The organism is Kosakonia sp. PSU_27 (genome assembly GCF_039409795.1).
Taxonomy (GTDB): domain Bacteria; phylum Pseudomonadota; class Gammaproteobacteria; order Enterobacterales; family Enterobacteriaceae; genus Kosakonia.
Genome location: NZ_JBCIVK010000003.1, coordinates 114,670 through 139,468 on the forward strand (window position 1 = coordinate 114,670; position 24,799 = coordinate 139,468).

At 56.6% G+C, this 24,799-nt stretch carries 22 protein-coding genes; 7 read left to right on the top strand and 15 right to left on the bottom strand.

Annotated features, from left to right (window positions below):
* Position 1: 1 nt before the first annotated feature.
* The 9 genes from AAIG26_RS07465 to AAIG26_RS07505 form a co-directional block, all read right to left on the bottom strand.
* Positions 2-1,711: a hydrogenase large subunit gene (locus AAIG26_RS07465; protein ID WP_114413887.1), complete on the bottom strand. Its 1,710-nt coding sequence runs from the start codon at positions 1,709-1,711 to the stop codon at positions 2-4.
* Positions 1,712-1,731: 20 nt separating this feature from the next.
* Entirely contained in the window at positions 1,732-3,315 is a 1,584-nt protein-coding gene (gene hyfF, locus AAIG26_RS07470) for a hydrogenase 4 subunit F (RefSeq protein ID WP_343180387.1), read from the bottom strand.
* 4 nt (positions 3,316-3,319) lie between these two features.
* Entirely contained in the window at positions 3,320-3,970 is a 651-nt protein-coding gene (hyfE, locus tag AAIG26_RS07475; RefSeq protein ID WP_017458953.1) for a hydrogenase 4 membrane subunit, read from the bottom strand.
* Between the two features lie 11 nt (positions 3,971-3,981).
* On the bottom strand, positions 3,982-5,421 hold the full coding sequence (locus tag AAIG26_RS07480) for a hydrogenase 4 subunit D (protein WP_269230583.1): 1,440 nt from the start codon (positions 5,419-5,421) through the stop codon (positions 3,982-3,984).
* Between the two features lie 16 nt (positions 5,422-5,437).
* Entirely contained in the window at positions 5,438-6,385 is a 948-nt protein-coding gene (locus tag AAIG26_RS07485; RefSeq protein ID WP_044489443.1) for a respiratory chain complex I subunit 1 family protein, read from the bottom strand.
* Positions 6,386-6,398: 13 nt separating this feature from the next.
* Positions 6,399-8,420, bottom strand: a complete 2,022-nt coding sequence (gene hyfB, locus AAIG26_RS07490; protein ID WP_343180388.1) for a hydrogenase 4 subunit B — start codon at positions 8,418-8,420, stop codon at positions 6,399-6,401.
* Positions 8,420-9,040, bottom strand: a complete 621-nt coding sequence (locus AAIG26_RS07495; protein WP_045510338.1) for a 4Fe-4S dicluster domain-containing protein — start codon at positions 9,038-9,040, stop codon at positions 8,420-8,422. Before AAIG26_RS07495 ends, hyfB begins: the two co-directional genes overlap by 1 nt.
* Before the next feature lie 268 nt (positions 9,041-9,308).
* Positions 9,309-9,779 (bottom strand): thioredoxin-dependent thiol peroxidase, encoded by a 471-nt coding sequence (gene bcp, locus AAIG26_RS07500; RefSeq protein ID WP_020454679.1) that lies wholly within the window; start codon positions 9,777-9,779, stop codon positions 9,309-9,311.
* Positions 9,779-10,351, bottom strand: a complete 573-nt coding sequence (locus AAIG26_RS07505; protein WP_017458947.1) for a glycine cleavage system transcriptional repressor — start codon at positions 10,349-10,351, stop codon at positions 9,779-9,781. Before AAIG26_RS07505 ends, bcp begins: the two co-directional genes overlap by 1 nt.
* A 145-nt stretch (positions 10,352-10,496) precedes the next feature.
* Between AAIG26_RS07505 and dapA the strand changes: the two genes are divergently transcribed.
* From dapA to ypfH, 6 genes are all read left to right on the top strand, one after another.
* Complete coding sequence (dapA, locus tag AAIG26_RS07510; RefSeq protein ID WP_045510336.1) at positions 10,497-11,375, top strand: 4-hydroxy-tetrahydrodipicolinate synthase; 879 nt, start codon at positions 10,497-10,499, stop codon at positions 11,373-11,375.
* Between the two features lie 16 nt (positions 11,376-11,391).
* Entirely contained in the window at positions 11,392-12,426 is a 1,035-nt protein-coding gene (bamC, locus tag AAIG26_RS07515; protein ID WP_343180389.1) for an outer membrane protein assembly factor BamC, read from the top strand.
* A gap of 106 nt (positions 12,427-12,532) precedes the next feature.
* Entirely contained in the window at positions 12,533-13,246 is a 714-nt protein-coding gene (gene purC, locus AAIG26_RS07520) for a phosphoribosylaminoimidazolesuccinocarboxamide synthase (protein WP_017458944.1), read from the top strand.
* Positions 13,247-13,378: 132 nt separating this feature from the next.
* The gene (locus tag AAIG26_RS07525) at positions 13,379-14,245 is read left to right on the top strand and encodes a neutral zinc metallopeptidase (protein ID WP_044489442.1); all 867 of its coding nucleotides are present in this window, start codon (positions 13,379-13,381) and stop codon (positions 14,243-14,245) included.
* Positions 14,246-14,255: 10 nt separating this feature from the next.
* Complete coding sequence (locus tag AAIG26_RS07530) at positions 14,256-16,271, top strand: GNAT family N-acetyltransferase (RefSeq protein ID WP_343180633.1); 2,016 nt, start codon at positions 14,256-14,258, stop codon at positions 16,269-16,271.
* Between the two features lie 77 nt (positions 16,272-16,348).
* A complete protein-coding gene (ypfH, locus tag AAIG26_RS07535; protein ID WP_343180391.1) occupies positions 16,349-17,047 on the top strand; it encodes an esterase in 699 nt (232 codons plus the stop codon).
* A 41-nt stretch (positions 17,048-17,088) separates the two neighbouring features.
* On the opposite strand, the gene AAIG26_RS07540 is transcribed toward ypfH, so the two are convergent.
* The 4 genes from AAIG26_RS07540 to AAIG26_RS07555 all read right to left on the bottom strand — a co-directional run bounded on the left by AAIG26_RS07540 (position 17,089) and on the right by AAIG26_RS07555 (position 19,322).
* Positions 17,089-17,289, bottom strand: coding sequence for a YpfN family protein (locus AAIG26_RS07540; protein ID WP_017458940.1), 201 nt, complete (start codon positions 17,287-17,289; stop codon positions 17,089-17,091).
* Positions 17,290-17,305: 16 nt separating this feature from the next.
* Entirely contained in the window at positions 17,306-18,433 is a 1,128-nt protein-coding gene (gene dapE / locus AAIG26_RS07545) for a succinyl-diaminopimelate desuccinylase (RefSeq protein ID WP_305735352.1), read from the bottom strand.
* A 3-nt stretch (positions 18,434-18,436) separates the two neighbouring features.
* Positions 18,437-18,793, bottom strand: a complete 357-nt coding sequence (locus AAIG26_RS07550) for an ArsC family reductase (RefSeq protein WP_343180392.1) — start codon at positions 18,791-18,793, stop codon at positions 18,437-18,439.
* Between the two features lie 91 nt (positions 18,794-18,884).
* A complete protein-coding gene (locus AAIG26_RS07555) occupies positions 18,885-19,322 on the bottom strand; it encodes a GNAT family N-acetyltransferase (protein WP_045510320.1) in 438 nt (145 codons plus the stop codon).
* 184 nt (positions 19,323-19,506) lie between these two features.
* On the opposite strand from AAIG26_RS07555, the gene ypfM reads away from it, so the two are divergent.
* Positions 19,507-19,566 carry a protein YpfM gene (gene ypfM / locus AAIG26_RS07560; protein ID WP_100181659.1) on the top strand — a complete coding sequence of 20 codons (60 nt, stop codon included), beginning with the start codon at positions 19,507-19,509 and terminating at the stop codon, positions 19,564-19,566.
* Between the two features lie 100 nt (positions 19,567-19,666).
* Here the strand turns inward: ypfM and acrD are convergent, their stop codons facing one another.
* Positions 19,667-22,780 carry a multidrug efflux RND transporter permease AcrD gene (acrD, locus tag AAIG26_RS07565; protein ID WP_343180393.1) on the bottom strand — a complete coding sequence of 1,038 codons (3,114 nt, stop codon included), beginning with the start codon at positions 22,778-22,780 and terminating at the stop codon, positions 19,667-19,669.
* A gap of 199 nt (positions 22,781-22,979) precedes the next feature.
* The gene (gene narQ / locus AAIG26_RS07570) at positions 22,980-24,674 is read right to left on the bottom strand and encodes a nitrate/nitrite two-component system sensor histidine kinase NarQ (RefSeq protein ID WP_160269217.1); all 1,695 of its coding nucleotides are present in this window, start codon (positions 24,672-24,674) and stop codon (positions 22,980-22,982) included.
* Positions 24,675-24,799: the final 125 nt, after the last annotated feature.

Here is a 24,799-nt window from a genome sequence, read left to right on the forward strand (position 1 = left end):
CTTACTTCAGCGGCGAGTGGCGACGTTCAAGGCCGTAACGTTCGATCTCTTTGTAGGGCACGGTTGTCGATTTACGCTTGCGCACATCCACCAGCGTCACGCGGTCGGTACACGAATAGCAGGGATCGAGGCTGCCGATAATCAGCGGCGCATCGGAAACGGTATTGCCGCGCAGCATATAACGCAGCACCGGCCAGTTGGCGTAGGTCGCCGCGCGACAGCGCCAGCGGTAAAGTTTCTGGTTGTCGCCGAGCATGCTCCAGTGCACATCTTCGCCGCGTGGCGCTTCCACATAACCGAGGGCGAATTTATGCGGCTGATAGCTGAACCCTTCGGTCAGCAGCGGCGTATCCGGCAGGTTATCAAGGGCAAACTCAATCATTGCCAGCGAATCGAACACCTCTTTCACCCGCACCATAACGCGTGAAAAGACGTCGCCATCCGGCCAGGTAAACAGCGTTTTCGGCAGGCTGCCGTAGTCGGCGTACGGATGATCGAAACGTAAATCGCGGGCAAAACCGCTGCCGCGGATCAGCGGCCCGACCGGGCTGAAATCGCGTGCGACCTGGCGGTCAAGAATGCCCACCCCCTGGGTGCGCTGCGCCATGTTGGGCGTGGAGAGCAGCATATCGACCAGTTGCGCCACTTCCGCGCGCATCTCTTTCACCAGTTGAATGGTTTTGACGCGCTGCTCTTTGAGAATGTCGCGGCGGATACCGCCAATCAGATTCAGACCGTAGGTTTTGCGCGAACCGGTGAGCAACTCTGCCATGGTCATCGATTTTTCGCGGATGCGGAAAAACTGCATAAAACCGGTATCAAAACCGACAAAGTGGCTGGAAAGACCGATGTTGAGCAGATGGCTGTGCAGCCGTTCCACTTCCAGCAGCACCGAACGGATGGTGTGCGCCCGCTGCGGCACCACAATGCCGAGCGCGTTTTCCACCGAGGTGGTGTAAGCCACGCTGTGGGCAAAGCCGCAAATGCCGCAAACCCTGTCCGACAGGAACGTCACTTCGTTGTAGCCCATGCGGGTTTCCGCCAGCTTCTCCATGCCGCGATGGACATAAAACAAGCGGTAATCGGCATCGACAATCCGTTCACCATCGACAAACAAACGGAAATGCCCCGGCTCATCCGAGGTGATATGCAGCGGGCCTATCGGCACAATGCGCGCGGAATTGCCGCCATCGTTGATAAAGGTGTAGTTTTCCGTGTCGCTGGTAGGTTCCGGGCGCAGACGGTAATCCATGGTGTCTTTGCGCAGCGGGTGCAGATCGTCCGGCCAGTCATCCGGTAGCACCAGGCGGCGCTGATCCGGCAAACCGACCGGGATCAGACCGTACATATCGCGGATCTCACGTTCGCCCCATACCGCGGCGGGTACACGCGGCGTCACCGACGGGAACTCGCGCGTGTCGGCATCGACCAGCGCTTTCACCACAATCCAGCACTTTTCCGCACCTTCCATCGACAGCGCGTAGTAGACCGCGTAATGACCATTCAGGGTACGTTCATCATTGCCGAACAGCACCGGTAACCAGCCGTCATGCTGGTAATAGAGGTAGTGCACGATGTCCGGCAACAGATTGATTTTGACCGTTATAGTGACTTGTTCGAAGGTCTGGCGCTCCTCGTCCAGCACCGCGCCGGGAAACTGCGCCTTCAATGCAGCAAGACAGGCGTTGCCGCGAGGTTGCTGGAGATTCACGCTTGCTAAATAACTCACTTTCACTCTCCCTGACGATGCGACGGCGTTGCCGATGCGGCGGTGGTATCAAAATTGGCCCACAGCCAGCTAAGCTGGGTGGGATGATCATCATTGTTTTGCTGCACGATGGTGGCAGCGCTGGCCAGTAACCGGCTGACCGGCTGAGGAATATGCGTACCCATCACCAGCATCATCACCAGTAAAATCACCATCGGCGCGGTAGTGAGCCAGCCCAGCTCGCCGGTTGCCACCTGCTGCGGCGGCGTGGCGAACAGCACTTTCGCCACCATGCGCACCAGCCCGCCAAGCACCAGCGTCAGTAACACCAGCAGCAGGATTGTGACGGCGAGATGTTCCGCCGCCAGCCCGGCGGTGACGGTCATAAACTCACTGAGGAAAATATTGAATGGCGGCATACCGCCCAGCGCCAGCGCGCCGCCGCCGAGCAGCACGGCGGTAAACGGCATCACTTTCAGCATCCCGCACACCACATCCATATTGCGGGTGCCGTACTTCAGCAGCACATTGCCGGAGCCGCAGAACAGCAGCGTTTTCGCCAGACTATGATTGAGCGTGTGCAGCAGCGCCGCCAGAATACCGAGCGGGCCGCCGATGCCGAGCGCAACAGCTACCAGCCCCATGTTTTCCACGCTGGAATAAGCCAGCAGGCGTTTCATATCCTGTTGCACCAGAATGAAGAACGCGGCGACGCCCACCGACAGCAGGCCAAAAATCAGCAGTAGCCGGTTGGGGAAACTGTCCCCGATAGCATGACAAATAATGATGTAGTAGCGGATCAGCACCAGCAGGGCGCAGTTGAGCAGCACCGCCGAGAGCAGGGCGCTCACCGGGCTCGGCGCTTCGCTGTGCGCGTCCGGCAGCCAGGCGTGCATCGGGAACAGCCCGGTTTTAGTACCAAAACCAATCAGCACAAACACAAACGCCAGCACCATCAGCGTCGGGTCGAGCTGGCCGCTCTCTTTCAGCACTTCGGTCCAGAAAATGGCGTGATCAGGCTGCGCCATAAAGCTGGCGGCATTGGCGTACACCAGCACCGTACCGAACAGGCCAAACGCCACGCCAACGGTACAGATGATGATGTATTTCCATGCCGCTTCCAGCGACGAGCGCTGCCCGTAAATACCGACCAGAAAAGCGGAACTGAGCGTAGTGGCTTCGATCGCCGCCCACATCACAATCAGGTTATTGCTGGTGACCACCAGCAGCATGGTGAACAGGAACAGGTGAAAAAAACCGTAGTAGTAACAGAGCGTCGGCACGCTGATCTCACCGTGATCAACTTCATGGCGCATATAGCCAATCGAGTAGAGGCCGGTGATAAAACCGATAACGCCCAGCAGCGACAGGAACAGCCCGCTCAGGCTGTCGATATGCAACCAGTGGCTGGCGGCGAAAATTTCCCCTTCGCGCACCGCTTCCGCGACCGTCCACAGGGCGATAACCAGCAGCAGCGCAATCCCCAGCGTATGCACCACCGTAACCAGCGTGCGCGCGGCATTGCCGCTCAGGCGGCAGGCGAAACACAGCGCAGAAACCAGCAGCGGCGTCAGCAGTAACAACGTGAACATCAAGGTATGGCTCATGGTGTTACCCCTTCAACGCCGTCAGCGTGTTGACATCCAGCGTGCCGTGGGTGCGCCAGATTTTCCGTGCCAGTAGCACCATCACAATCACCGCGAAAATGGCGTCGGTGGCGATGCCAATCTCCACCAGCTCCGGCGCGCGCCAGGCGAGCAGCGCCAGCACCAGGTGCGAGCCGTTCTCCATCAGGCAGTAGCCGAAGATCTGCCGCAAAATATTGCGCTGGCTGATAATGCACAGCAGCCCAAGCAGGAAGTGACCGAGCGCAACGGCGAGCGCCGGTTTGAGCTGGGCGATCATCGGTAACTGCACCGGGCGCACCACAAACCAGCACAGCAGCACAATTGCCGCTGCCATCAGCACCAGCGTGGCCGGGCCAAACAGCCGTTCTCCAACGCCGGATTGCGCCATCTTGCGAAAGGCGTAGCCCATGATCAGCGGCACCAGCAGCACTTTGGTGAAGAACGCGCTGAACGACCACATCAGCAACTGTTCGGCGTCCAGCAACTGCGACAGGGTAAAAAAGATAGAGACCAGCACCAGCGATTGCAGGGCATACAACCAGCAGGAGACGGAGTAGCGTCTGGCGCAGGTGACCAGCAGCGAGGTGAACATCATCAGCCCCGCCAGGTTGTTAACAAGCAGTGTTCCCGTCATTATCGACTCCCTTATCCAAGCCACGCCGCAGCGATCACGCTTGAGCACAGCGACATCACAATCAGAATCACCAGCACCAGTTTCATCGCGTACGGCAGCGGTGCGGCCTGCGCCACTTCTTCGCTCGGCTCACCTGGCACCACGCGCCCGAACCAGTAAATAAACCAGCCGAAGCTGGCGACGGATTCCACCAGCGCCAGAATCATTACCGCCAGTAAAATCGGGGCGTCATTCGACAGGGCAAACCCGGCGGCGAAGAGGGGGAATTTACTGAAGAAACCGTTAAACGGCGGCACGCCGGTGATCGCCAGCGCGGCAACGCAAAAGCCAATGCCCGCCAGCGGCAATGTCTTCATTACCCCGCGCAAGCGCGGCAACAGACGCGTACCGCAGCTGTAGCTGAGTGCGCCCGCCACGAGGAAAAACAGGCTTTTGGCAAAGGCGTGGTTGAAGATGTAAACAATCCCCGCTTTGAAGGCCAGCGGTGAACCGAAGGTCGACAGCGACAGGGCGAGGAAGATCCATGCCAGTTGCGAGATGGTCGACCAGGCCAGCAGCCGTTTCATATCTTTTTGCGGCAGGTACATCAAAAAGCCGTATACCAGCGTCAGCGTCGCCATGCCGACACCAATCCAGCTGATGGTGTGGGGAATGTGCCCGCCTTCGGCGATTGCGCGGGCAAAAATGTAGACACCCACTTTCACCATGGACGCGGCGTGTAAGTAAGCGCTCACCGGGGTTGGTGCTTCCATCGCATCCGGCAGCCAGGCTTGTAACGGCAACTGGGCGGATTTGCCCCACGCGGCAAACAGAATGCCGCCATACACCAGATAGGCCGCCGGGCCTTGTAGCTGACTGATGGCGCTCAGGGCAAAAGTGTGGGTATGCAAAAACAGCGTGGCCGCCGCCAGATAAAGGCCAAGCGAACCAACGTGCGTAATAAGCAGCGCTTTCATCGCCGCGCGCTGGGATTTTTCGCTCTGGTAATAACTAATCAGCGCCCAGGAACAGCCGCCGGTGATCTCGAAAAACAGCAGTTGCCCGAGCAGCGTGGAGGAGAGCACTAAACCGGACATCGCGCCGATAAACACCAGCAGGAACGCGTAATAACGGTTGCTGCCGTCGTGCGGATGCTCGCGGTTGCTGCGCGTCAGGTAACCGGTCGAATAGAGCGCCACCAGCAGGCCAAGAAACACCACCGCAAACAGGATCAGGGTGCTGATGCGGTCGACTAACAGACCAAACAGCACCACCTGACCCGCCGCCAGCAGCGGCATATCCGCGGTTTCACTGCCTGCTTGGTAAAAGCGCCAGGCCAGCAGCACGGTGGCAAGCGTTGCCAGAAGCGCGAAGAGCGTGGCAAGCTGCGGCGCGGTTTTCCGTGGGCAAAGCGAGACGACCAGCGCGCCGATAAAGGGCAGCAGCAGCGTCGTCAGAGCAAGAGTTTCCATTATTTTTCCGCGCTCCTTACAAACCGGTTAACCAGAGGACATAGGACAGCGCAGCCAGACTGAAGCCGAGCCAGGTCAGGCGGTGCGTCAGCAAAAAGCGCCCGCGCGCCAGCGAGTTTTCCACCACCGAGGCCAGCACAAACACCACCAGCAGTTTCAGCAGCGTGATCACCAGCGACAGCGCCATCGCGCCCACGCTGAGCGTGACGGCATTGCCGAAGGGGAAAAACAGCGCCAGCAACAGCGAGGCCATCACGACCTGTTTCAGGCCGACGCCCCATTTCACCAGTGCCAGACCCGCGCCGGAGTATTCGGTCAGTGGACCTTCCTGCAACTCCTGCTCCGCTTCCGCGACGTCGAACGGGATTTTGCCCATCTCAATAAAGCAGGCGAACCCGCAAGCCAGCAGCGCTAAAAAGGTGGCGACCGGTGACATCCAGCCCGCCGCCAGCGTGTTGCTGATGGCGCTGATTTGGGTGGAACCCGCCAGTAACGCCAGCACCAGCAGCGAAAGGATCAGCATCGGCTCCACCAGAATTCCCAGCGTCAGCTCGCGGCTGGCGCCGAGGCCGGAGAAGGGGCTGCCGGTATCCAGCCCGGAAAGGGCAAAGAAGAAACGGAACAGGGCAAAGAGATAAATCAGGGTGATTAAGTCGCCCGCTCCGGCAAACGGCGCGGTACGGATAAACAGCGGCAGCGTCATCGCCACCAGCAGCATGCTGCTGAGCAACACCCACGGCATGGCGCGAAACATCAGGCCGGAGGAAGCCGGTGCGACAGCCTGGCGTTTCAGCAGCTTTTGTAAGTCGCGATAATCCTGCCAGATCCCCGGCCCTTTTCGGGAGTGCATGCGGGCGCGGATTTGCCGGGAAACCCCGGTAAACAGCGGCGTCAGCGCCAGCAATAGGGCTGCCTGGCAGAGGGCAAATAGCCCGAGTGACCACGCAGATGTCTGTTCTAACATTGTTGTCTCCTCCTCACAGCGCGATCGTCAGCAGCAGGATCACCAGCGCGGCAATCACATACAGGCAGTAGAGCCGGAAATCGCCGCTTTGCAGGTACTGCACCACGCGGGCCACGCGCTGCGTCGCGCTGACCAGCGGGCGAATAATTTTCTCGTCCCAGAACGGCTCTGTGCGCGTTGCCGCCTGCGTAATACCGCCCAGGCTGCGCTGTAAGGGCTGAGCCGGATCGAGCTGTTTACGTAGCTGGTAAAGCGGGCCGAACATCACGCGCAGCGGCTGGGTAAAGCTGCTAGCGGAAGGGGCCATGCCTTTTTCCCACGCGTAACCGCAGGCCCAGGCATCGCCGCTGCGGCGAAACGCGCCGCGCGTCTGGCGGTTGAGAAACCACAGCACGCCGGGCAGCAGGGGCAAAAGCAGTAACAGCAGGAACACGGTGGAAGGCGTCAGCATCGCTTGCTGCGCATCTCCGGGGATAAGCGTTGCGCCTTCGGCGGCGGCAAGCATTGCTGGTGGCGTTAAGCTCAGCGCGATATGCATTAATTGCGGGGCTACCCAGCTTGCGCCCACGCCGAGCACGACGCACAGCAGCGCCAGCACGGACATGGCGGCAACCATCGGCCACGGTACTTCGCGTGCCTGATCGGCTTTTTCACTGCGCGCATTGCCGCAAAAACTGACGCCGTAAACTTTCACAAAACACATTGCCGCCAGCGCACCGGTGATCGCCAGCATCACAATGGCAATGGGGCCGGCGAGGCGCGGGATGATGGCGTCAATGCGGGTCAGGGAGAACAGCGACTGATAGGTGTACCACTCGCTGATAAAGCCGTTCAGCGGCGGCATCGCGGAAATGGCGAGACAGCCCACCAGAAATGCGCCGGCTGTCCACGGCATCCGTTTACCGAGCGCCCCCATTTTTTCCATATCGCGGGTATGCAGACGAAAGATGATTGCGCCTGCGCCCAGAAACAGCAGGCCTTTAAACAGTGCGTGGTTAAGCAGGTGGAACAGCGCGCCGAGCAGGCCGATGGCGGCAATCACCGGTTGATGTAAAGCGATGCCCGCCATGCCGACGCCGACGCCCAGCAAAATGATGCCGATGTTCTCGACGGTGTGCCATGCCAGCAGGCGTTTGATGTCGTGCTCTGCCAGCGCGTAGAGCACGCCAAGCACCGACGACACCGCGCCAAAAGCCAGCACCACCACGCCCCACCATAACGGAATACCGCTGTGACCGAGCAGGTCGATACCGACTTTGATAATGCCGAAGATACCAATTTTCACCATCACGCCCGACATCAGCGCTGACGCGTGCGATGGTGCAGCCGGGTGGGCGCGCGGCAGCCAACTGTGCAGCGGTAACATCCCGGCTTTGGCGCCAAAACCGAAAAAGGCCAGCAGGAAGACCGCTGACGCGGTGCCCGGTTCAAGCGTGAGTGTGCGGAAACTGGCGAAATCGAGGCTGCCGCTCTGCCGCCACATCAGGAAGAAGGCGATCATAATCAGTACCGACCCGGCATGGGCGATAAAGAAGTAGAGCATCCCGGCGCGGATCGACTCTTCATCCTGGTCAGTGATAACCAAAAACCACGAGGCGAGGGACATCATTTCAAACAGCACGATGAACCAGAACGCGTTATCCATCACCACCAGACCGACCATTGAGGCGATAAACAGGTTCATAAAAAAGCCCATCGCCCCGGCACCCTTGCCGATGTATTCCCGCACATAGGCCAGTGAATAGAGCCCGCACAGCGTGACCAGCAGTGAGATAACGAGCACCATAAAGGCGCTCAGGTTATCCATGCGCACCACGAAATGGGCGAAATCAAACGGGCCGATGGCCTGAAAACTCAGCGGCACGCCGCCGTGCAACGCGCTCAGGGCGCTGGCGATCCCCAGCACGCCGCCGAGCATGGCGGCGATCCCGGCGACGTTGATCGCCAGTTCCTGACTGCGGGCAAGCAACAACGACAGGAAGCCTCCGGCGACGTACACCACGATTGACCACATCAATAATTGCAGGGCATCCATTAGCGTTGCTCCGGCGAAGAGGGAAGAGGAGGGAAGGTCACATCGGTTGAACTCAGCGCGGCCAGCTCCCGACGGGCCTTGAGCTGTTTATGCAGTGTGTTTTCCGTTTCCAGATGCAGCGCCTGCGTGGGGCAAGCCCGTACACAGGCTGGGCCTTCGGGCAGAAAGTCGCAGAGATCGCATTTCACTGCGATGGTTTGCACCCCCGCGTTCCAGCGTAAAAAGGGGTGATCGTTGGGCGCACTGCCGGGTACATCGCGCAGTTGTTCTTCGGCAATGTGATGCTCGTAACGGGCGGGAATATTAAGCGGGCGGCTGCCGGCGGGCGTGATCGCCCCGAACGGACACACCAGCCCACACAGTTTGCAGCCAATGCACAGCGTTTCGTTGAGATAAACGGCATCATCCCGAAACGAAATGGCATTAACCGGACACACCTGTTTGCATGGCGCGTCGTCACAGTGGCGGCACAGTATCGGCGCGGTTTTGGTGGGGGTGCGCACGAGTGTCAGCCGGGGATGGTGTTGCAGTCCCTGGCTTTTATGCACATCCGAGCAGGCGGCAAGGCAGGTATTGCATCCTATACACCACTCGGGATCGGCAATCACAAAGCGGTTCATTTCGGCTCCCTGGAATCGAGGTAAAAACATTGAGCCTGCTTTAGCATAAGCTGTGCCAAAGTTATAAATCGTTAAATTTCAAATGGTTGTGAATTTTTGAGGATCGAGGGGCGAACAAAAGTGATGGTCAGCGTAGAGCGAAAATTAACCTGTCGGCACAAGTGTCGACATCAGGGTGGGAAGTGTGATCGTGGTCAACTATTTGCAGGGGGGCGGCAAAGGAAAGGGCGTACCCGATAGGGCCGCCCTGAGAAAAGGTGCGTTACTGTCAGGCGTTCTCTTTCAGCCAGTTAACCACGATGTCGTGGTGATTGCTGGTTTTGAAGTCATCAAACACATGTTCAACTTTACCGTCAGCATCCACGAGGAAGCTGATACGGTGGATGCCGTCGTAGGTTTTACCCATAAAGGTTTTTTCACCCCAGACGCCAAACTGCTCGCAGACCTGGTGGTCTTCATCAGAGAGCAGCGTAAAGTTGAGCAGCTCTTTTTCGGCAAAGCGGGAAAGTTTCTCTGGTTTGTCGGTGCTGATACCCAGCACTTCCACACCCGCTTTCTTTAACTCATCCATGTTATCGCGCAGGCCACAGGCCTGGACAGTACAGCCTGGTGTCATGGCTTTCGGGTAGAAATAGACCAGAACACGCTGTCCCTGGAAGTCGGCCAAATTTACTTGTTCACCGTCTTGATCGGGCAAGCTAAATTTCGGTGCGATATCACCGGCTTTCAGTGGATTCATTACTTAACTCCATCCTGTTCATCATGCTGGGAATAGTTGACGATGTTTATACTGCCTTGCGCGTTCAATTCTGTACATAGGGCTTTGAACGCCTGCTCAATATTTGACGCGTCCTGTGACGCGGGGCTATGAGCGGTTATCTGGATAAATAACGTTGGCGCAACGGTAAGATTACCGGGCTGTGTACGGGAGACTAACTCCGCAATATTCATTTCGTGTGCGTCGAAAAGCGCAGTGAAACGCTCAATCAGGTGGGGCGAATCGGGGACTTCAACCTGCACCCACACGGTGGCTGGCATATCAGGACGCGGACGGGCATCGGTACGTTTCATCACAATCAGCAAATCCAGCTCGGCGCCTTTCAGCGGCAACGTCGATTCGATAAGGGTGATGGCGTTCCACGAACCCGAAAGCAGCATTATAAACGTGAACTCTTCCCCCAGCATCGCCAGACGGCTGTCTTCGATATTACAGCCGCAGCTGCTGACGTGGCGTGTGATCGTGTTCACAATGCCAGGCCGGTCGGCCCCCAGCGCAGTGATAACCAAAAAGTGTTGTGATGAGGTTGTCAAACCTGAGCTTCCTGTCAAACATGAGGTAATCATAAGGAAAGCATAAAAAAAACCGGCATACAACCGCCACAGAGCCTCAGGTCTCTTGCTTTTCTGACGGCACCGCACGTACCATTGAGAATCTTGTTCGCACAGAGGATGGCCCATGTTCACGGGAAGTATTGTCGCGCTTATCACGCCGATGGATTCGCAAGGTAAAGTCTGCCGGTCAAGCCTGAAAAAACTGATTGATTACCATGTCGCCAACGGAACCACGGCGATCGTTTCGGTAGGGACTACCGGTGAATCCGCCACGCTGAGCCATGATGAACATGCCGACGTGGTGAAGATGACGGTTGAACTGGCCGACGGGCGCATCCCTGTGATTGCCGGGACGGGCGCGAACGCTACCGCAGAAGCCATCAGCCTGACCCAGTGTTTCAACGACAGCGGTGTGGTGGGTTGCCTGACCGTTACGCCTTACTACAACCGCCCGACTCAGGAAGGGCTGTTCCAGCATTTTAAAGCCATCGCCGAACATACTGACCTGCCGCAAATTCTGTATAATGTGCCGTCGCGTACCGGCTGCGATATGCTGCCGGAAACCGTGGGTCGCCTGGCGAAAATTAAAAATATTATCGGTATTAAGGAAGCGACCGGGAACTTAAGTCGTGTTCACCAGATCAAAGAGCTGGTTTCAGACGACTTTATTCTGCTGAGCGGCGACGATGCCACCGCGCTGGACTTTATGCAGCTCGGCGGTGACGGTGTGATTTCCGTGACCAGCAACGTGGCGGCGCGTGATATGGCTGACATGTGCAAACTGGCGGCCGAGGGGAATTACGCCGAAGCACGCGTGATCAACCAGCGTTTGATGCCGTTACACAACAAACTATTTGTCGAACCCAATCCGATCCCAGTCAAATGGGCATGTATGGAGTTGGGGCTTGTAGCAACCGACACGCTGCGTCTGCCGATGACACCCATCACCGACCACGGTCGTGACGTTGTCCGCACTGCGCTTAAGCATGCCGGTCTGCTGTAAAGTTTAGGGAGATTTGATGGCTTACTCAGTACAGAAGTCGCGCCTGGCGAAGGTAGCGGGTGTTTCACTTGTGATGTTGCTCGCCGCCTGTAGTTCCGATTCACGTTATAAGCGTCAGGTTAGCGGTGACGAATCCTATCTGGATGCGGCTCCGCTTGCTGAACTTCACGCGCCCGCAGGGATGATCCTCCCGGTGCAAAACGGTGATTACACCATTCCTGTTGCTAACGGCAGTGGCGCAGTAGGTAAAGCGCTGGACATTCGTCCGCCAGCGCAGCCGCTGGCGCTGGTGAGCGGTGCGCGCACCCAGTTTACCGGTGACACCGCGACGCTGATGGTCGAAAACGGCCGCAACAGCACGCTGTGGCCGCAGGTCGTCAGCATTCTTCAGGGGAAAGACTACAGCATCGACAAACGTGACGATGCCACGCAAACCCTGACCACTGGTTGGGTTGACTGGAACCGTCTGGATGAAGATCAGCAGTATCGTGGTCGTTATCAAATCTCGGTGAAACCGCAGGGTTACCAGCAGGCGGTTGTCGTCAAGCTGGTGAATCTGGAACAGGCGGGCAAACCGGTTGCGGACGCCGCGTCGCTGCAGCGTTACAGCACCGAAATGCTGAACGTTATCTCCTCCGGTCTGGATAAAACCGCAACTGACGCGCAAAACGCGGCGGAAAACCGCAGCGTCTCTACGCTGAATGTCCAGAGCGCTGCCGATGATACCGGTCTGCCGATGCTGGTGGTGCGTGGTCCGTTTAACGTGGTGTGGCAGCGTCTGCCGTCCGTGCTGGAAAAAGTGGGCATGAAAGTGACCGACAGCACCCGCTCAACGGGCAGCATTGCCGTGACCTACAAGCCGCTGTCTGACAGCAGCTGGCAGGAACTGGGCGCGCGCGATCCGGGTCTGGCCTCCGGCGACTATAAACTGCAGGTCGGCGATCTCGATAACCGTAGCAGCCTTCAGTTCATCGATCCAAAAGGCCACACGCTGACACAATCGCAGAACGACGCGTTAGTCGCAGCCTTCCAGGCGGCGTTTAACCGATAATCCTCAGGGCCGGATCTTCCGGCCTTTTTTTATTATGGTGACGCAAACGTGTGCGTCAGCGTAAAATAGCCAAATTAGCCTTGTAATCACACCTGGAGTAATGAAGATGCAAAAGCAAGCTGAGTTGTATCGCGGCAAAGCGAAGACCGTGTACAGTACGGAAAACCCGGACCTGTTGGTGCTCGAATTCCGTAACGATACGTCAGCAGGGGATGGCGCGCGCATTGAACAGTTCGATCGTAAGGGCATGGTGAACAACAAGTTCAACCATTTCATTATGACCAAGCTGCAAGAAGCGGGTATCCCGACCCAGATGGAAGCGCTGCTTTCAGATACCGAATGTCTGGTGAAAAAACTGGATATGGTGCCGGTAGAGTGCGTGATTCGTAACCGTGCGGCAGGCTCGCTGGTGAAACGTCTGGGCATTGAAGAGGGCATTGAGCTGAATCCGCCGCTGTTTGATATGTTCCTCAAAAACGATGCGATGCACGATCCGATGGTGAACGAATCCTACTGCGAAACCTTCGGCTGGGTGAATAAAGAAAATCTGGCGCGCATGAAAGAGCTGACCTACAAAGCCAACGACGTGCTGAGCAAACTGTTTGATGACGCCGGTTTGATCCTCGTTGATTTCAAACTGGAATTTGGCCTGTTTAAAGGCGAAGTGGTACTCGGCGACGAGTTCTCCCCGGACGGCAGCCGCCTGTGGGACAAAGAGACGCTGGATAAAATGGACAAAGACCGTTTCCGTCAGAGCCTTGGCGGCCTGATTGAAGCCTATGAAGCCGTGGCGCACCGTCTTGGCGTGAAACTGGACTGATTTTCACCCTGCCTGACCTCCGGAGGGTGCCCGCATCCTCCGGATTTCCTCACTTTTTTCCTGTGCTAATCCTTCCCTCTGCGCCTACGATCATATATACACTGAGTCCATCATTGGGATAGTGAGGTAGTTATGCGCTGGCAAGGCCGTCGAGAGAGTGACAACGTAGAAGACCGACGTAATGAGTCGGGTGGGCCGTCGATGCGCGGGCCGGGGTTTCGTTTACCGGGTGGCAAGGGTGGGATAATCCTGCTGTTTGTGGTGATTGTCGCGAGCTATTACGGTGTTGATCTCACCAGTTTACTGACCGGGCAACCGGTTAGCCCACCCACGCAACAACAGCGCGCCGCGAACCCGCACGAGGATGAGTCTGCGCATTTTACCCGCGTCATTTTCGCCACTACCGAAGAGACCTGGGGCCAACTGTTTGAAAAAATGGGGCGACATTATCAGCAGCCGACGCTGGTGATGTACCGTGGCAGCACCCATACCGGTTGCGGTACCGGGCAATCCATCATGGGGCCGTTTTACTGCCCGGCAGACAGCAAAATTTATATCGATCTCTCTTTTTACGATGAGATGAAAAACAAGCTCGGCGCGGGCGGTGATTTCGCTCAGGGCTACGTAATTGCCCATGAAGTCGGTCATCACGTGCAAAAACTTCTGGGAACGGAAGCTAAAGTGCGCGGCCTGCAACAAAACGCCACGCAACAGCAGGCAAATGCCTTGTCGGTACGCATGGAGTTGCAGGCAGATTGCTATGCAGGCGTCTGGGGGCACAGCATGGAGCAGCAGGGCGTGCTGGAGCCGGGCGATGTCGAAGAGGCGTTAAACGCCGCGCAAGCCATTGGTGATGACCGCTTACAGCAGCGCAGCCAGGGCGTCGCATTCCCGGATAGCTTTACGCATGGCACCTCGACACAGCGTTACACCTGGTTCAAACGCGGAATGGACAGCGGCGATCCGGCGCAGTGCAATACATTCAGCGGGCAGCTGTAATCGCCTCGTGATGCAACAACTGATTGAACTGAGCGCCCGCATGGCGCAGGAAGGGATCCGTCGCTTGCTGGTCATTGCCGGTGCGCCTGTGTGGAGTGAAGCGCAGGCGAGCACACTGCGCGACTCCCTTCCCGGCGACTGGCTGTGGGTGGGTGAAAACAGCGGCTGGCCACAACACATTCAACCCCGTGCATTAACCACCCTGCTCGGACGGGAATTCCGTCATGCGGTGTTCGATGCGCGTGAAGGATTTGATGTCGCCGCTTTCGCCGCGCTTGGCGGGACGCTCACGGCCGGTAGCTGGCTGGTGTTACTCACACCGCCGTTCGCGCTGTGGCCGCAGCAGCCGGATGCAGACAGCCTGCGCTGGAGCGACACCGCCGAGCCGATTCCAACCCCGGTTTTTGTTGATCACTTTTGCCGTACGCTCCGTAATGATCCACAAACCGTGGTGTGGCAGCAAACATCCCCTTTTTCTCTTCCGGACTTTTTTCCCCGGGCTGAATGGCACGCGGCAACCGGTGCACCCGAGCGCGAGCAGGCGCAGATCCTCGCGCAACTTCAGCACATGCCACCAGGTGTCGCGGTGGTAACGGCACCGCGCGGGCGAGGAAAATCAGCGCTGGCAGGGATGCATATTACCCGCATATCTGAGCCTGTCACGGTCACCGCACCTGCGCGCGCCGCCACCGATGTGCTGGCGCACTACGCTGGGGAGCGGTTCAACTTTATCGCCCCGGATGCGTTACTCCAGCAAATAACGGCGCAGGGAGCGCAGCCCGGCTGGCTGGTGGTGGATGAAGCCGCCGCCATGCCTGGCCCGCTGCTGCATGCGCTGGTTTCTGCTTTCCCCCGTGTATTGCTCACCACCACTGTTCAGGGTTATGAAGGCACCGGGCAGGGTTTTTTGCTGAAGTTCTGCGCCGGGTTTCCGCAGTTACGCCATTACACGCTCTCCACGCCTTTGCGCTGGGCGCCGGACTGCCCGCTGGAGCAGGTGATTAGCGCTCTGTTGTTGTTTGACGATGAACCTGTCACGGAACCGCCGAGAGGTGACATCACCATGCAACCGCTACCGGCGCAGGCCTGGCGAGAGGCGCCGGCGATCCCGGCGGCGATTTATCGTCTGCTGGCGAGCGCCCATTACCGCACGTCACCGCTCGATCTGCGACGCATGATGGATGCGCCAGGGCAGCATTTCTGGCAGGCTTGCCGGGCAAAAACGACCGTTGCCGCGCTCTGGCTGGTGGAAGAGGGTGGGTTAAGTGCCGGGCTTAGCCAGGCGGTGTGGGCGGGTTTTCGTCGCCCGCGTGGTAACCTGGTCGCGCAATCGCTGGCCGCGCACGGCGGTAGCCCGCTGGCGGCAACCCTGCGCGGGCGGCGCATCAGCCGCATTGCTGTGCATCCTTTTTGCCAGCGGACAGGGATTGGCAGTGCGCTCATCGCCCATGCGCGGGCGCAAACAACGACGTGTGATTACCTCTCTGTCAGTTTTGGCTATACGCCAGAGTTATGGCGCTTCTGGCAGCGCTGCGGTTTTTCACTGGTGCGCCTTGGCAGCCATCGCGAAGCGAGCAGCGGTTGTCTTACCGCCATGGCGATACTCCCGCTGACGGCGGCTGGCGAAGCCTTGCGGGTGCGGGAACAGACCCGGCTGGCGCGCGATCTGCCCTGGCTTGCCGACTGGCGCGAGGAAACGTTGTCTCTGCCTGTTGTTCAGTCGACTACGCTTAGTGAAGAGGACTGGCTGGAGCTGGCCGGTTTTGCTTTTGCACATCGACCATTTTCGGCGGCTTTTGGCGCGTTATGTCGTCTGCTGGCACAAACGCATTTGCCTTTGCCGGCATTACGAGGGCGGGTAAGCGATGGCGAAAGCGAACAGGCGTTATGTCAGCGTTTATCGCTGAGCGGGCGTAAAGCGCTGCTGTTATCTCAGCGCCAGGAGTGTGAACAGGCGCTCTTTAACCTGGATGCTGATCGCGCGCTCAATCTGAAAACACAGGTGCAGAAACTGCAATTTTTTTAACTAACTCATTCAGTTAAATGGCATGGTCATTATGGCTCCCGGGCGTAAACTGCACTCAACGATTTAAGGAGACAACCATGAAACATGACCATTTCGTTGTACAAAATCCGCCATCCCCGGCAAAACAATTACTGCTGTTGTTTCATGGCGTTGGCGATAACCCGGTCTCCATGGGACAAATCGGCAGCTGGTTTGCACCGCACTTTCCCGATGCGCTGATCGTCAGTATTGGCGGCGTCGAAGCCTGCGGTGCACCACCCGCCCGCCAGTGGTTTTCCGTGGCAGGCGTGACGGAAGAAAATCGTCAGCAACGTATCGATGCTGTGATGCCGCAATTTATTGACGTCGTGCGCTACTGGCAGCAGCAAAGCGGTGTAAACGCATTAGCCACGGCGCTGATTGGCTTTTCGCAGGGGGCGATTATGGCGCTGGAAGGGCTGAAGGCGCAGCCGGATCTGGCCTCGCGTGTCATTGCCTTCAACGGGCGTTATGCCACGCTGCCGCAGGCGGTTTCCACGGCACAAACCATTCACCTGATTCACGGCGGTGAAGACCGGGTTATCGATTTGGCCTGGGCGGTGAAGGCGCTGGAAGCAGTGCAAACGCTGGGCGGCGATATCACGCTGGATATTGTCGATGATTTGGGCCATGCCATTGATGATCGCAGTATTGAGCTGGCGCTCAAACATTTGCGCTACACCGTGCCGAAGCACTATTTCGATGAAGCGTTAAGCGGTGGCAAGCCGAATGACGACAATATTGTCGAATTTTTATGAGTAAAAAATTCACCCCCGAAAGGGGGTGAATAATGTGAGGCTTACTTTTTCGGCTGATCCTGTTTCGGCCAGTCGTCGTCATCGTCCCACTTGTCGTTGAAATCACGATGCGGCGGCAGATCCGGCTTGTTAGCGAGGAATTTTTTGTGATCGACCCGGCTCAGGTCTTTGATCACATTAATCAGTACGCCAAGTAAAAACACCAGCACCAGAATCCACCAATATTTTGCCAGCCAGTCCATGTCATCCTCCAGGCCATCAGGCGATGAGTTGTTCCATAATGCGTTGATACATACGGGCAAGCAGTTGCAAATCCGCCGCGTTCACACATTCGTTGATCTTGTGAATGGTGGCGTTCACCGGCCCGAGTTCAACCACTTGCGCGCCCATACGCGCGATAAAACGGCCATCTGACGTGCCGCCGGTGGTTAACAACTGCGGTTTGATCTCATTATAGTGCTCAATAGCATTGACCACCGCATCCACCAGCTTGCCGCGCCCTGTCAGGAAAGGCTGCCCGGAAACCCACCACTCCACGCTGTAACGCAACTGATGTTTTTCCAGCAGCGCCTGCACATGAGCTTTGATCATTTCGTCGGTCAGCTCGGTACTAAAGCGGAAGTTGAACTGCACAAACAGATCGCCAGGGATAACGTTGTTGCTACCGGTTCCGGCTTTGATATTGGCAATCTGCATGCTGGTCGGCGGGAAGTATTCGTTGCCGTGATCCCACTGGATCGCCACTAGCTCATTGAGCATTGGCGCGGCGCGGTGCACCGGGTTATCCGCCAGGTGCGGATAGGCAACGTGACCCTGAACACCGTGAATCGTCAGATTGCAGGTCATTGAACCACGGCGACCGTTTTTTACCACATCGCCCACCACTTCCGTACTGGAAGGCTCGCCGACCAGGCAGTAATCCAGCCGTTCGTTACGTGCCATCAGTGCGTCGACCACTTTGACAGTGCCGTTGGTGGCGCTGGCCTCTTCGTCAGAGGTGATGAGAAACGCCAGACGGCCTTTATGCTGCGGATGCTGCGCGACAAAACGCTCGGCGGCGACGACCATCGCCGCCAGCGAACCTTTCATGTCTGCCGCGCCGCGGCCAAACAGCATGCCGTCACGGATGGTCGGTTCAAAAGGCGGATTGATCCAGCGGTCCGCATCGCCAGCCGGCACCACATCCGTATGGCCAGCGAAGGCCAGCGTTTCGCCTTGCCCGCGCCATGCCCAGAAGTTTTGCGTGTCGCCAAAATCCATCGGCTCAATGGTAAAACCGATAGCGCGCAGACGTTCAATCATCAGCGCCTGGCATCCTGCGTCATTGGGGCTCAGAGAAGGGCGACGAATAAGCTGCTGTGTCAGCTCAATAACCGGGCACGACATAAACTACACCTCGTTGATAAACTTCTCATAACTGGATTCATTGAAACCCAGCAGCATAGGCTTACCCGGCGCGCAGAGCAATGGGCGTTTGATAATTGCAGGCATTTCAAGCATCAACGCGATGGCGGCATCATCACTGGTGATGGTTGCGCGCTGGGCTTCATCCAGCTTACGCCAGGTGGTGCCTCGGGTGTTTAACAGCGCTTCCCAGCCGAGTTCATCAACAAATGTACGCAGTAAATCTGCATGAATACCGTCTGCGCGGTAATCGTGGAAATGGTATTCCACCCGCTGCGCTTCGAGCCAGCGGCGCGCTTTTTTGATGGTGTCGCAGTTTTTGATACCGTACATGGTGATCATGGTGAATCCTTTTGTCTCATTTTTGGTTATTTGTACAAGAAATTAGAATAACGGATTTTAATTTGCCTGTGATTAGTCTGATAAGCAAATTTCAGCGGATATAACCACTCTGTTCCAGTTTGAATAAACTTTCAGGTGTTGCGCATACCATGCCAGTGGTTAAAAAACGGAAACCATATTGTTGATAAAATCCGGTCTTTTCCGGTACGGAATAAATAAAGGTTTTACCGAACGGTAATAATGTTCTGACAATGTCAGACATTAGCTGTTTTCCATAACCGCGGCCCTGCATTTCTGGCGCGACCACAATATCCGCAACATAGCTGGCCCATGTCAGATCGCTGATAGCACGCGCCGTGGCGACCAGTTCCCCGTTATGGTAGCCGAACCAGCAAAAGGTGCTGTTGCGCCACGCTTGCTCGACTTGTAGCGGGTCGCGCTGATTAAGTCCGCCTGCGGCAATAAGCGCCGTTAACGCCAGCCAGTCCACCTCTTCAATTGCTGATTTATCGAACAATGTGATCGTCATTTCATTTGGCCCTAAAGTTTTTATGGAATATTGCCGTTATTCACAGTAAATGACATGACATCGGCTCATAGTTATCGCAAGCATTAAAAGTACCCCGCTAATAGCGATTGAAGCAATTGATTAACGTCTCTTCAATGTTGTTACGGGTTTGAGTAGAATTGCCAAAATAATAAGAGAGGTAGTTATGATTGAACATGAACTGGGGAACTGGAAAGACTTTATCGAAGGCATGCTTCGTAAATAATTTCCTGATCAACGATTAAGCAGTGACGGCTTAATAAATAACAATGTGCACCGACACATGAAAAAGGCGACCAGCAGGTCGCCTTTTTGTTATGCAGAAATTACTGCGCGCGCGCTTTCAGCGGGAAACGGCGGCGCACCAGCACGAAGAACAGCGGCACGAAGAAAATTGCCAGCACGGTGGCGGAAATCATCCCGCCCATCACACCGGTACCCACCGCATGCTGGCTGCCGGAGCCCGCGCCGGTGCTGGTTGCCATTGGCAGCACACCGAAAACGAACGCCAGCGAGGTCATGAGGATCGGCCGCAAACGCTGACGGCAGGCATGCAGCGTGGAGACCAGCAGATCTTCGCCTTTCGCATTCATATCGTTGGCAAATTCGACGATGAGTATCGCGTTTTTCGCCGACAGGCCTATGACCGTCAGCAGCCCGACCTGGAAGTAGACATCGTTCTCCAGCCCGCGCATCCAGGTTGCCAGCAACGCGCCAATCACGCCAAGCGGTACCACCAGCATCACCGAGAACGGCACAGACCAGCTCTCATACAGCGCCGCGAGGCACAGGAACACGACCAACAGGGAAACCGCATATAACGCTGGTGCCTGCGCGCCGGAGAGACGCTCCTGGTAAGACATCGCGGTCCACTCGAGGCCAAAACCGGTAGGCAACTGGCTAACCAGTTTCTCCATCACATCCATCGCCGTACCGGTGCTGACGCCGGGTGCGGATTCGCCGACAATCTCGACTGCGGCATAACCGTTGTAGCGCTCAAGGCGCGGCGAACCGGTTTCCCAGCGCGAAGTGGCAAACGCGGAGAACGGCACCATTCCACCGCTGCTATTTCGCACATACCACAGGTTGATATCGTCCGGCAGCATGCGGTATTTTGCCGCAGCCTGTACGTAGACCTTTTTCACGCGGCCGCGATCCATAAAGTCATTCACGTAGCTGGAGCCCCAGGCGGTTTTCAGCGTGTTGTTAATATCATCAATCGACACGCCGAGCGCCTGCGCTTTGCGCTGATCGATATCGATTTGCAGCTGTGCGCTGTCATCAAGACCGTTGTGGCGAACGCGGGTCAGCGCCGGATCTTTCGCCGCCATCTCAATCAGACGATCGCGGGCGGCCATCAGTGCGTCGTGGCCTGCACCGGCGTGATCCTGCAACTCCATATCAAAACCGGCCGAACTCCCCATACCACTGATAGCGGGCGGGCTGCTGGCGAAAACGCGGGCTTCACTAATACGGCTAAAAGCTTTGGTGGCACGTTCGATAATGGCAAACGCGCTACCGCTGTTCGGGTCGCGGGCTTCCCAGTCTTTCAGGCGAATAAACAAACGCGCCACGTTCTGCCCGTTACCACCGGGGCCGGAGCCGACGGTAGCAAACACCGATTCAACATTCGCTTTCTCGTGGGTGAAGAAATAGTCTTCGACTTTCTGCACCACTTTCAGCGTCTGCTGTTGCGTAGCCCCGCTCGGCAACTGCACGGATGTGGTAAACATGCCCCGGTCTTCCAGCGGCAGAAACGACGTTGGCAGACGCAGGAACAGCAGTACCATGCCGCCAATCAGCAACATATAGAGCAAAATCCAGCGCAGGCTGCGGTGCAGGATTTTACCGACGGCGGTTTCATAACGATCGGCATTACGGTTGAAAATGCGGTTAAAGGCGCCGAAAAAGCCTTTCTGCCCGTGCAGTTCCCCTTTATGCAGCGGCTTGAGCAGCGTGGCGCATAACGCCGGTGTGAGGATCATCGCCACCAGCACAGAAAGCACCATCGCCGAAACAATGGTGATGGAAAACTGGCGATAAATCGCGCCGGTGGTGCCGCCAAAGAACGCCATCGGTACAAATACCGCCGACAGCACCATCGCAATCCCCACCAGCGCGCCCTGGATTTGCCCCATCGATTTGCGTGTCGCTTCCCTGGGCGACAGCCCTTCTTCGGTCATGATGCGTTCGACGTTTTCCACCACCACAATCGCATCATCCACCAGCAGACCGATGGCAAGCACCATGGCGAACATGGTCAGGGTGTTAATGCTGTAGCCGAATGCGTAGAGCACGGCGAATGTGCCAAGCAGCACGACCGGCACGGCGATAGTGGGGATCAGCGTGGCGCGGAAATTTTGCAGGAACAGGTACATCACCAGAAACACCAGCGCGATAGCTTCGAGCAGGGTTTTCACTACATCGAAAATCGAAGCTTTAACAAATGAGGTGGTTTCGTAAGCGACTTTATATTCCAGACCGTGCGGGAAAAAGGGGGCCAGTTCGTTTAAGCGGTTAATCACCCGCTCTGCCGTTGCCATTTCGTTAGCGCCGGAGGCCAGTTTCACCCCCAGCCCGGAAGCGGGGTTACCGTTAAAACGGCTCAGGTAGTCATATTTCTCTGCGCCCAGTTCCACCGTCGCCACGTCACCAAGACGCACTTCCGAGCCGTCCTGATTCACGCGCAGCGTAATATTGCGAAACTGTTCCGGCGTTTGTAAAAGCGACTGCGCGTTGATAGTGGCGTTTAATGCCTGGCGATCAACAGAAGGCGTTCCGCCAAGTTGCCCGACGGCAATTTGCGCGTTCTGCGACGAAATGGCGCTGGTGACGTCCGAGGCGGTGAGCTGGTAACTGTTGAGCTTCGCAGGATCGAGCCAGATACGCATTGAATATTGCGAACCGTAGGCGTCAATATCACCAACGCCGTTTACGCGGCTAATCGGATCCTGAATATTACTCGCCACATAGTCGGAGATATCTTGCTTATCCATCGACCCGTCGGTGGAGACAAACGCGATGGTTAAGATGTTGGTATCACCGGTTTTACGCACCGTGACGCCCTGGTTTTGCACGGCTTGCGGAAGTTTACGCATCGCCGATTGCAGCTGGTTTTGTACCTGCTGTACGGCTTCATCAGGATCGGTACCGGCGCTGAAATTGAGGGTGACCGTCGCCTGCCCAGTAGCGCTGCTTTGCGAGGACATATACATTAAATTATCGAGGCCGGTCATATTCTGCTCGATAACCTGAGTAACGGTATTTTCTAGGGTTTGCGCCGATGCGCCAGGGTAGTTAGCGGTAATGCGGACGTTAGGCGGGGCTAAATCGGGATATTGTTCGACGGGTAAAGAAATAATGGCAAGTGTCCCCGTAAGACAGATCAGGATCGCCAGCACCCACGCGAAAATGGGGCGATCAATAAAAAAATTCGCCATCAGAAATAAAACCTCATATTGCTGCGCATCGTTATAGTGACATTGCTTGCATCAATGTAGCGGCAATGCAGAAACCAATCGTGGAGAAAAAAAGGAGAAAATGTAAATTATCATGCCGGATTAAGGCATAACTATGCATAACGAAACTTAAGCGAAATTTCCTCCTGTACAAAATCAATTTACTTTAAATTCTTTACACTTATTGACGCTCCGCGCTGGCCGGTAACGGAAAACGAAACTGCACTTGCGTGCCACTTCCCGGCGGTGAGACGATTTCCAGCACACCACCAAGGCGCTCAGCGCGCTCGCGCATGATCGTCAACCCGTAATGCCCGGCGGGCTCCTGCGTACTGTTCATACCGATGCCGTTATCACGAATGTAGACCGAGTGCAGCCCGTCAGGATCGGTCACACAACTGACGGTGATTTCGCTGGCCTGCGCGTGCTTAATCGCGTTGATGACCGCTTCGCGCACAATTTGTAAGACGTTCATTTGCTGTTGCGCATCCAGCGCCTGGGTGGGTAAACGACAATCCAGATTCAGCTTCGCGCTGGTCTGGCTTTGCAAGACATCCAGCGCTTCACGCAGCGCGGCGGGTAGCGAGCTTTGCTGTAAAGAGAGGCGGAACGTGGTGAGCAGCTCACGTAACTGCTGCCAGGCGTTGTTCAGACCGCGCGAAAAGTCGTCGATAATCAGATGTGCCGGGGCGTTATCGTCCGGCACCGAGCGTTTAAGCAGCGCCAGTTGGATACGTAAATAGGAGAGCATCTGCGCCAGTGAATCGTGCAGCTCGCGGGCGATGGTGGCGCGTTCTTCCATCAGCATTAATTGCTGGTAATGTTTCTGCGCCTGGTTGATATAGAGCCCGCGTCCAAGAATGGTGGCGATATTGCACATCAGCGGCGCAGAGAGCGGCTGCTGGTGGCTTTGCCAGCGCAGCTCACCCAGTACGTTCTCCTGCATATTTACCGGCAAGCTGTTCACCGGCAGTGCGGGGTTAAGCTCCCCTTGCTGGATCCGCCAGTTGTCATCGACAACCAGTTCCAGGAAGCAGGCGGCCTGATGATCGTAAACGATCTGCAACACGTGGTGCAGGCAGAGGGCGTCTATCTGGCTGGTATTGAGCGCCTGTGAGCACTGATACATTACCTCCAGGCGGCTGTTAGCTTCATGCAGATCGCGGGTTTTTTCCGCCACCGACGTTTCCAGCGAGCGGTAGAGTTTAAACAGTTGCCCGGACATACTGTCGAACGTTGAAGCCAGTAAACCCAGTTCGTTATCCAGTTTGTTATCGAGGGGCAGCAAGGAAAATTGCCCCTGCTGGATACGCTGGCAGGTGGCGACCAGGTTATTAAGCGGTTTGACGACCCGCTGGCGAATACGGCGCAGCGTAAAAAACACCAGCGTGAAAATCCCTGCTGCGCCCAGCAGCGAAATAGCGACCACCAGCATCATCTTGCGTTCGGCATAGTGCTGGAGCGCCAGCACGAACAAATCAATTTGCCCGACATAAGCCTGGATATTTTGTTCGTACCACTGCTGGTCGCCCTGAATCAGATGTTTTTCCATCTGGCGCCAGTTTTCGTGCAATTGCCCATAACGTTGCTGCACTTCCTGCGGAACGTACCAGTGGTTCAGGGTTTGTAATACGGGAGAGTTCAGCGTCTGCTGATAAATCTGGCGGTGGGGCTGTAGCTCGGCGGTCTGTTTTTGCAGTTCGTAACCAAGACGGTAACTCTGCATGCGCAGTGACCCGGCAATATTAATGGCTTGCGCGTCGTCCAGGCTGCTGGCAAGCGTGACGAGCGCCACGCCGGTGGAGAGCAGCGACAGTAAAACAAGAGAGAAAAAGGCTCTGGCCAGGCTTCCTGAAACAGGTTTTTTGACTATCACTGCAGCGCTTCCCAATCCTGATGTTACGTACAGTAAACATCGGCCTGGACGTCCATCGAATGAAATAATTTTTCAGGAATCCTGAAATAAATTGATCTGCTACAAGCTCGTGACAAATAGATAAC

What these genes read in the sequence shown, in the direction of transcription:
- AAIG26_RS07540 (WP_017458940.1), bottom strand. Translation starts at nt 17,289, where the DNA reads ATGGACTGGCTGGCAAAATATTGGTGGATTCTGGTGCTGGTGTTTTTA.
- AAIG26_RS07550 (WP_343180392.1), bottom strand. Translation starts at nt 18,793, where the DNA reads ATGATCACCATGTACGGTATCAAAAACTGCGACACCATCAAAAAAGCG.
- AAIG26_RS07495 (WP_045510338.1), bottom strand. Translation starts at nt 9,040, where the DNA reads ATGAACCGCTTTGTGATTGCCGATCCCGAGTGGTGTATAGGATGCAAT.
- dapE (WP_305735352.1), bottom strand. Translation starts at nt 18,433, where the DNA reads ATGTCGTGCCCGGTTATTGAGCTGACACAGCAGCTTATTCGTCGCCCT.
- AAIG26_RS07525 (WP_044489442.1), top strand. Translation starts at nt 13,379, where the DNA reads ATGCGCTGGCAAGGCCGTCGAGAGAGTGACAACGTAGAAGACCGACGT.
- AAIG26_RS07480 (WP_269230583.1), bottom strand. Translation starts at nt 5,421, where the DNA reads ATGGAAACTCTTGCTCTGACGACGCTGCTGCTGCCCTTTATCGGCGCG.
- dapA (WP_045510336.1), top strand. Translation starts at nt 10,497, where the DNA reads ATGTTCACGGGAAGTATTGTCGCGCTTATCACGCCGATGGATTCGCAA.
- hyfB (WP_343180388.1), bottom strand. Translation starts at nt 8,420, where the DNA reads ATGGATGCCCTGCAATTATTGATGTGGTCAATCGTGGTGTACGTCGCC.
- AAIG26_RS07555 (WP_045510320.1), bottom strand. Translation starts at nt 19,322, where the DNA reads ATGACGATCACATTGTTCGATAAATCAGCAATTGAAGAGGTGGACTGG.
- acrD (WP_343180393.1), bottom strand. Translation starts at nt 22,780, where the DNA reads ATGGCGAATTTTTTTATTGATCGCCCCATTTTCGCGTGGGTGCTGGCG.
- bcp (WP_020454679.1), bottom strand. Translation starts at nt 9,779, where the DNA reads ATGAATCCACTGAAAGCCGGTGATATCGCACCGAAATTTAGCTTGCCC.
- ypfH (WP_343180391.1), top strand. Translation starts at nt 16,349, where the DNA reads ATGAAACATGACCATTTCGTTGTACAAAATCCGCCATCCCCGGCAAAA.
- AAIG26_RS07485 (WP_044489443.1), bottom strand. Translation starts at nt 6,385, where the DNA reads ATGTTAGAACAGACATCTGCGTGGTCACTCGGGCTATTTGCCCTCTGC.
- hyfE (WP_017458953.1), bottom strand. Translation starts at nt 3,970, where the DNA reads ATGACGGGAACACTGCTTGTTAACAACCTGGCGGGGCTGATGATGTTC.
- hyfF (WP_343180387.1), bottom strand. Translation starts at nt 3,315, where the DNA reads ATGAGCCATACCTTGATGTTCACGTTGTTACTGCTGACGCCGCTGCTG.
- purC (WP_017458944.1), top strand. Translation starts at nt 12,533, where the DNA reads ATGCAAAAGCAAGCTGAGTTGTATCGCGGCAAAGCGAAGACCGTGTAC.
- bamC (WP_343180389.1), top strand. Translation starts at nt 11,392, where the DNA reads ATGGCTTACTCAGTACAGAAGTCGCGCCTGGCGAAGGTAGCGGGTGTT.
- AAIG26_RS07530 (WP_343180633.1), top strand. Translation starts at nt 14,256, where the DNA reads ATGCAACAACTGATTGAACTGAGCGCCCGCATGGCGCAGGAAGGGATC.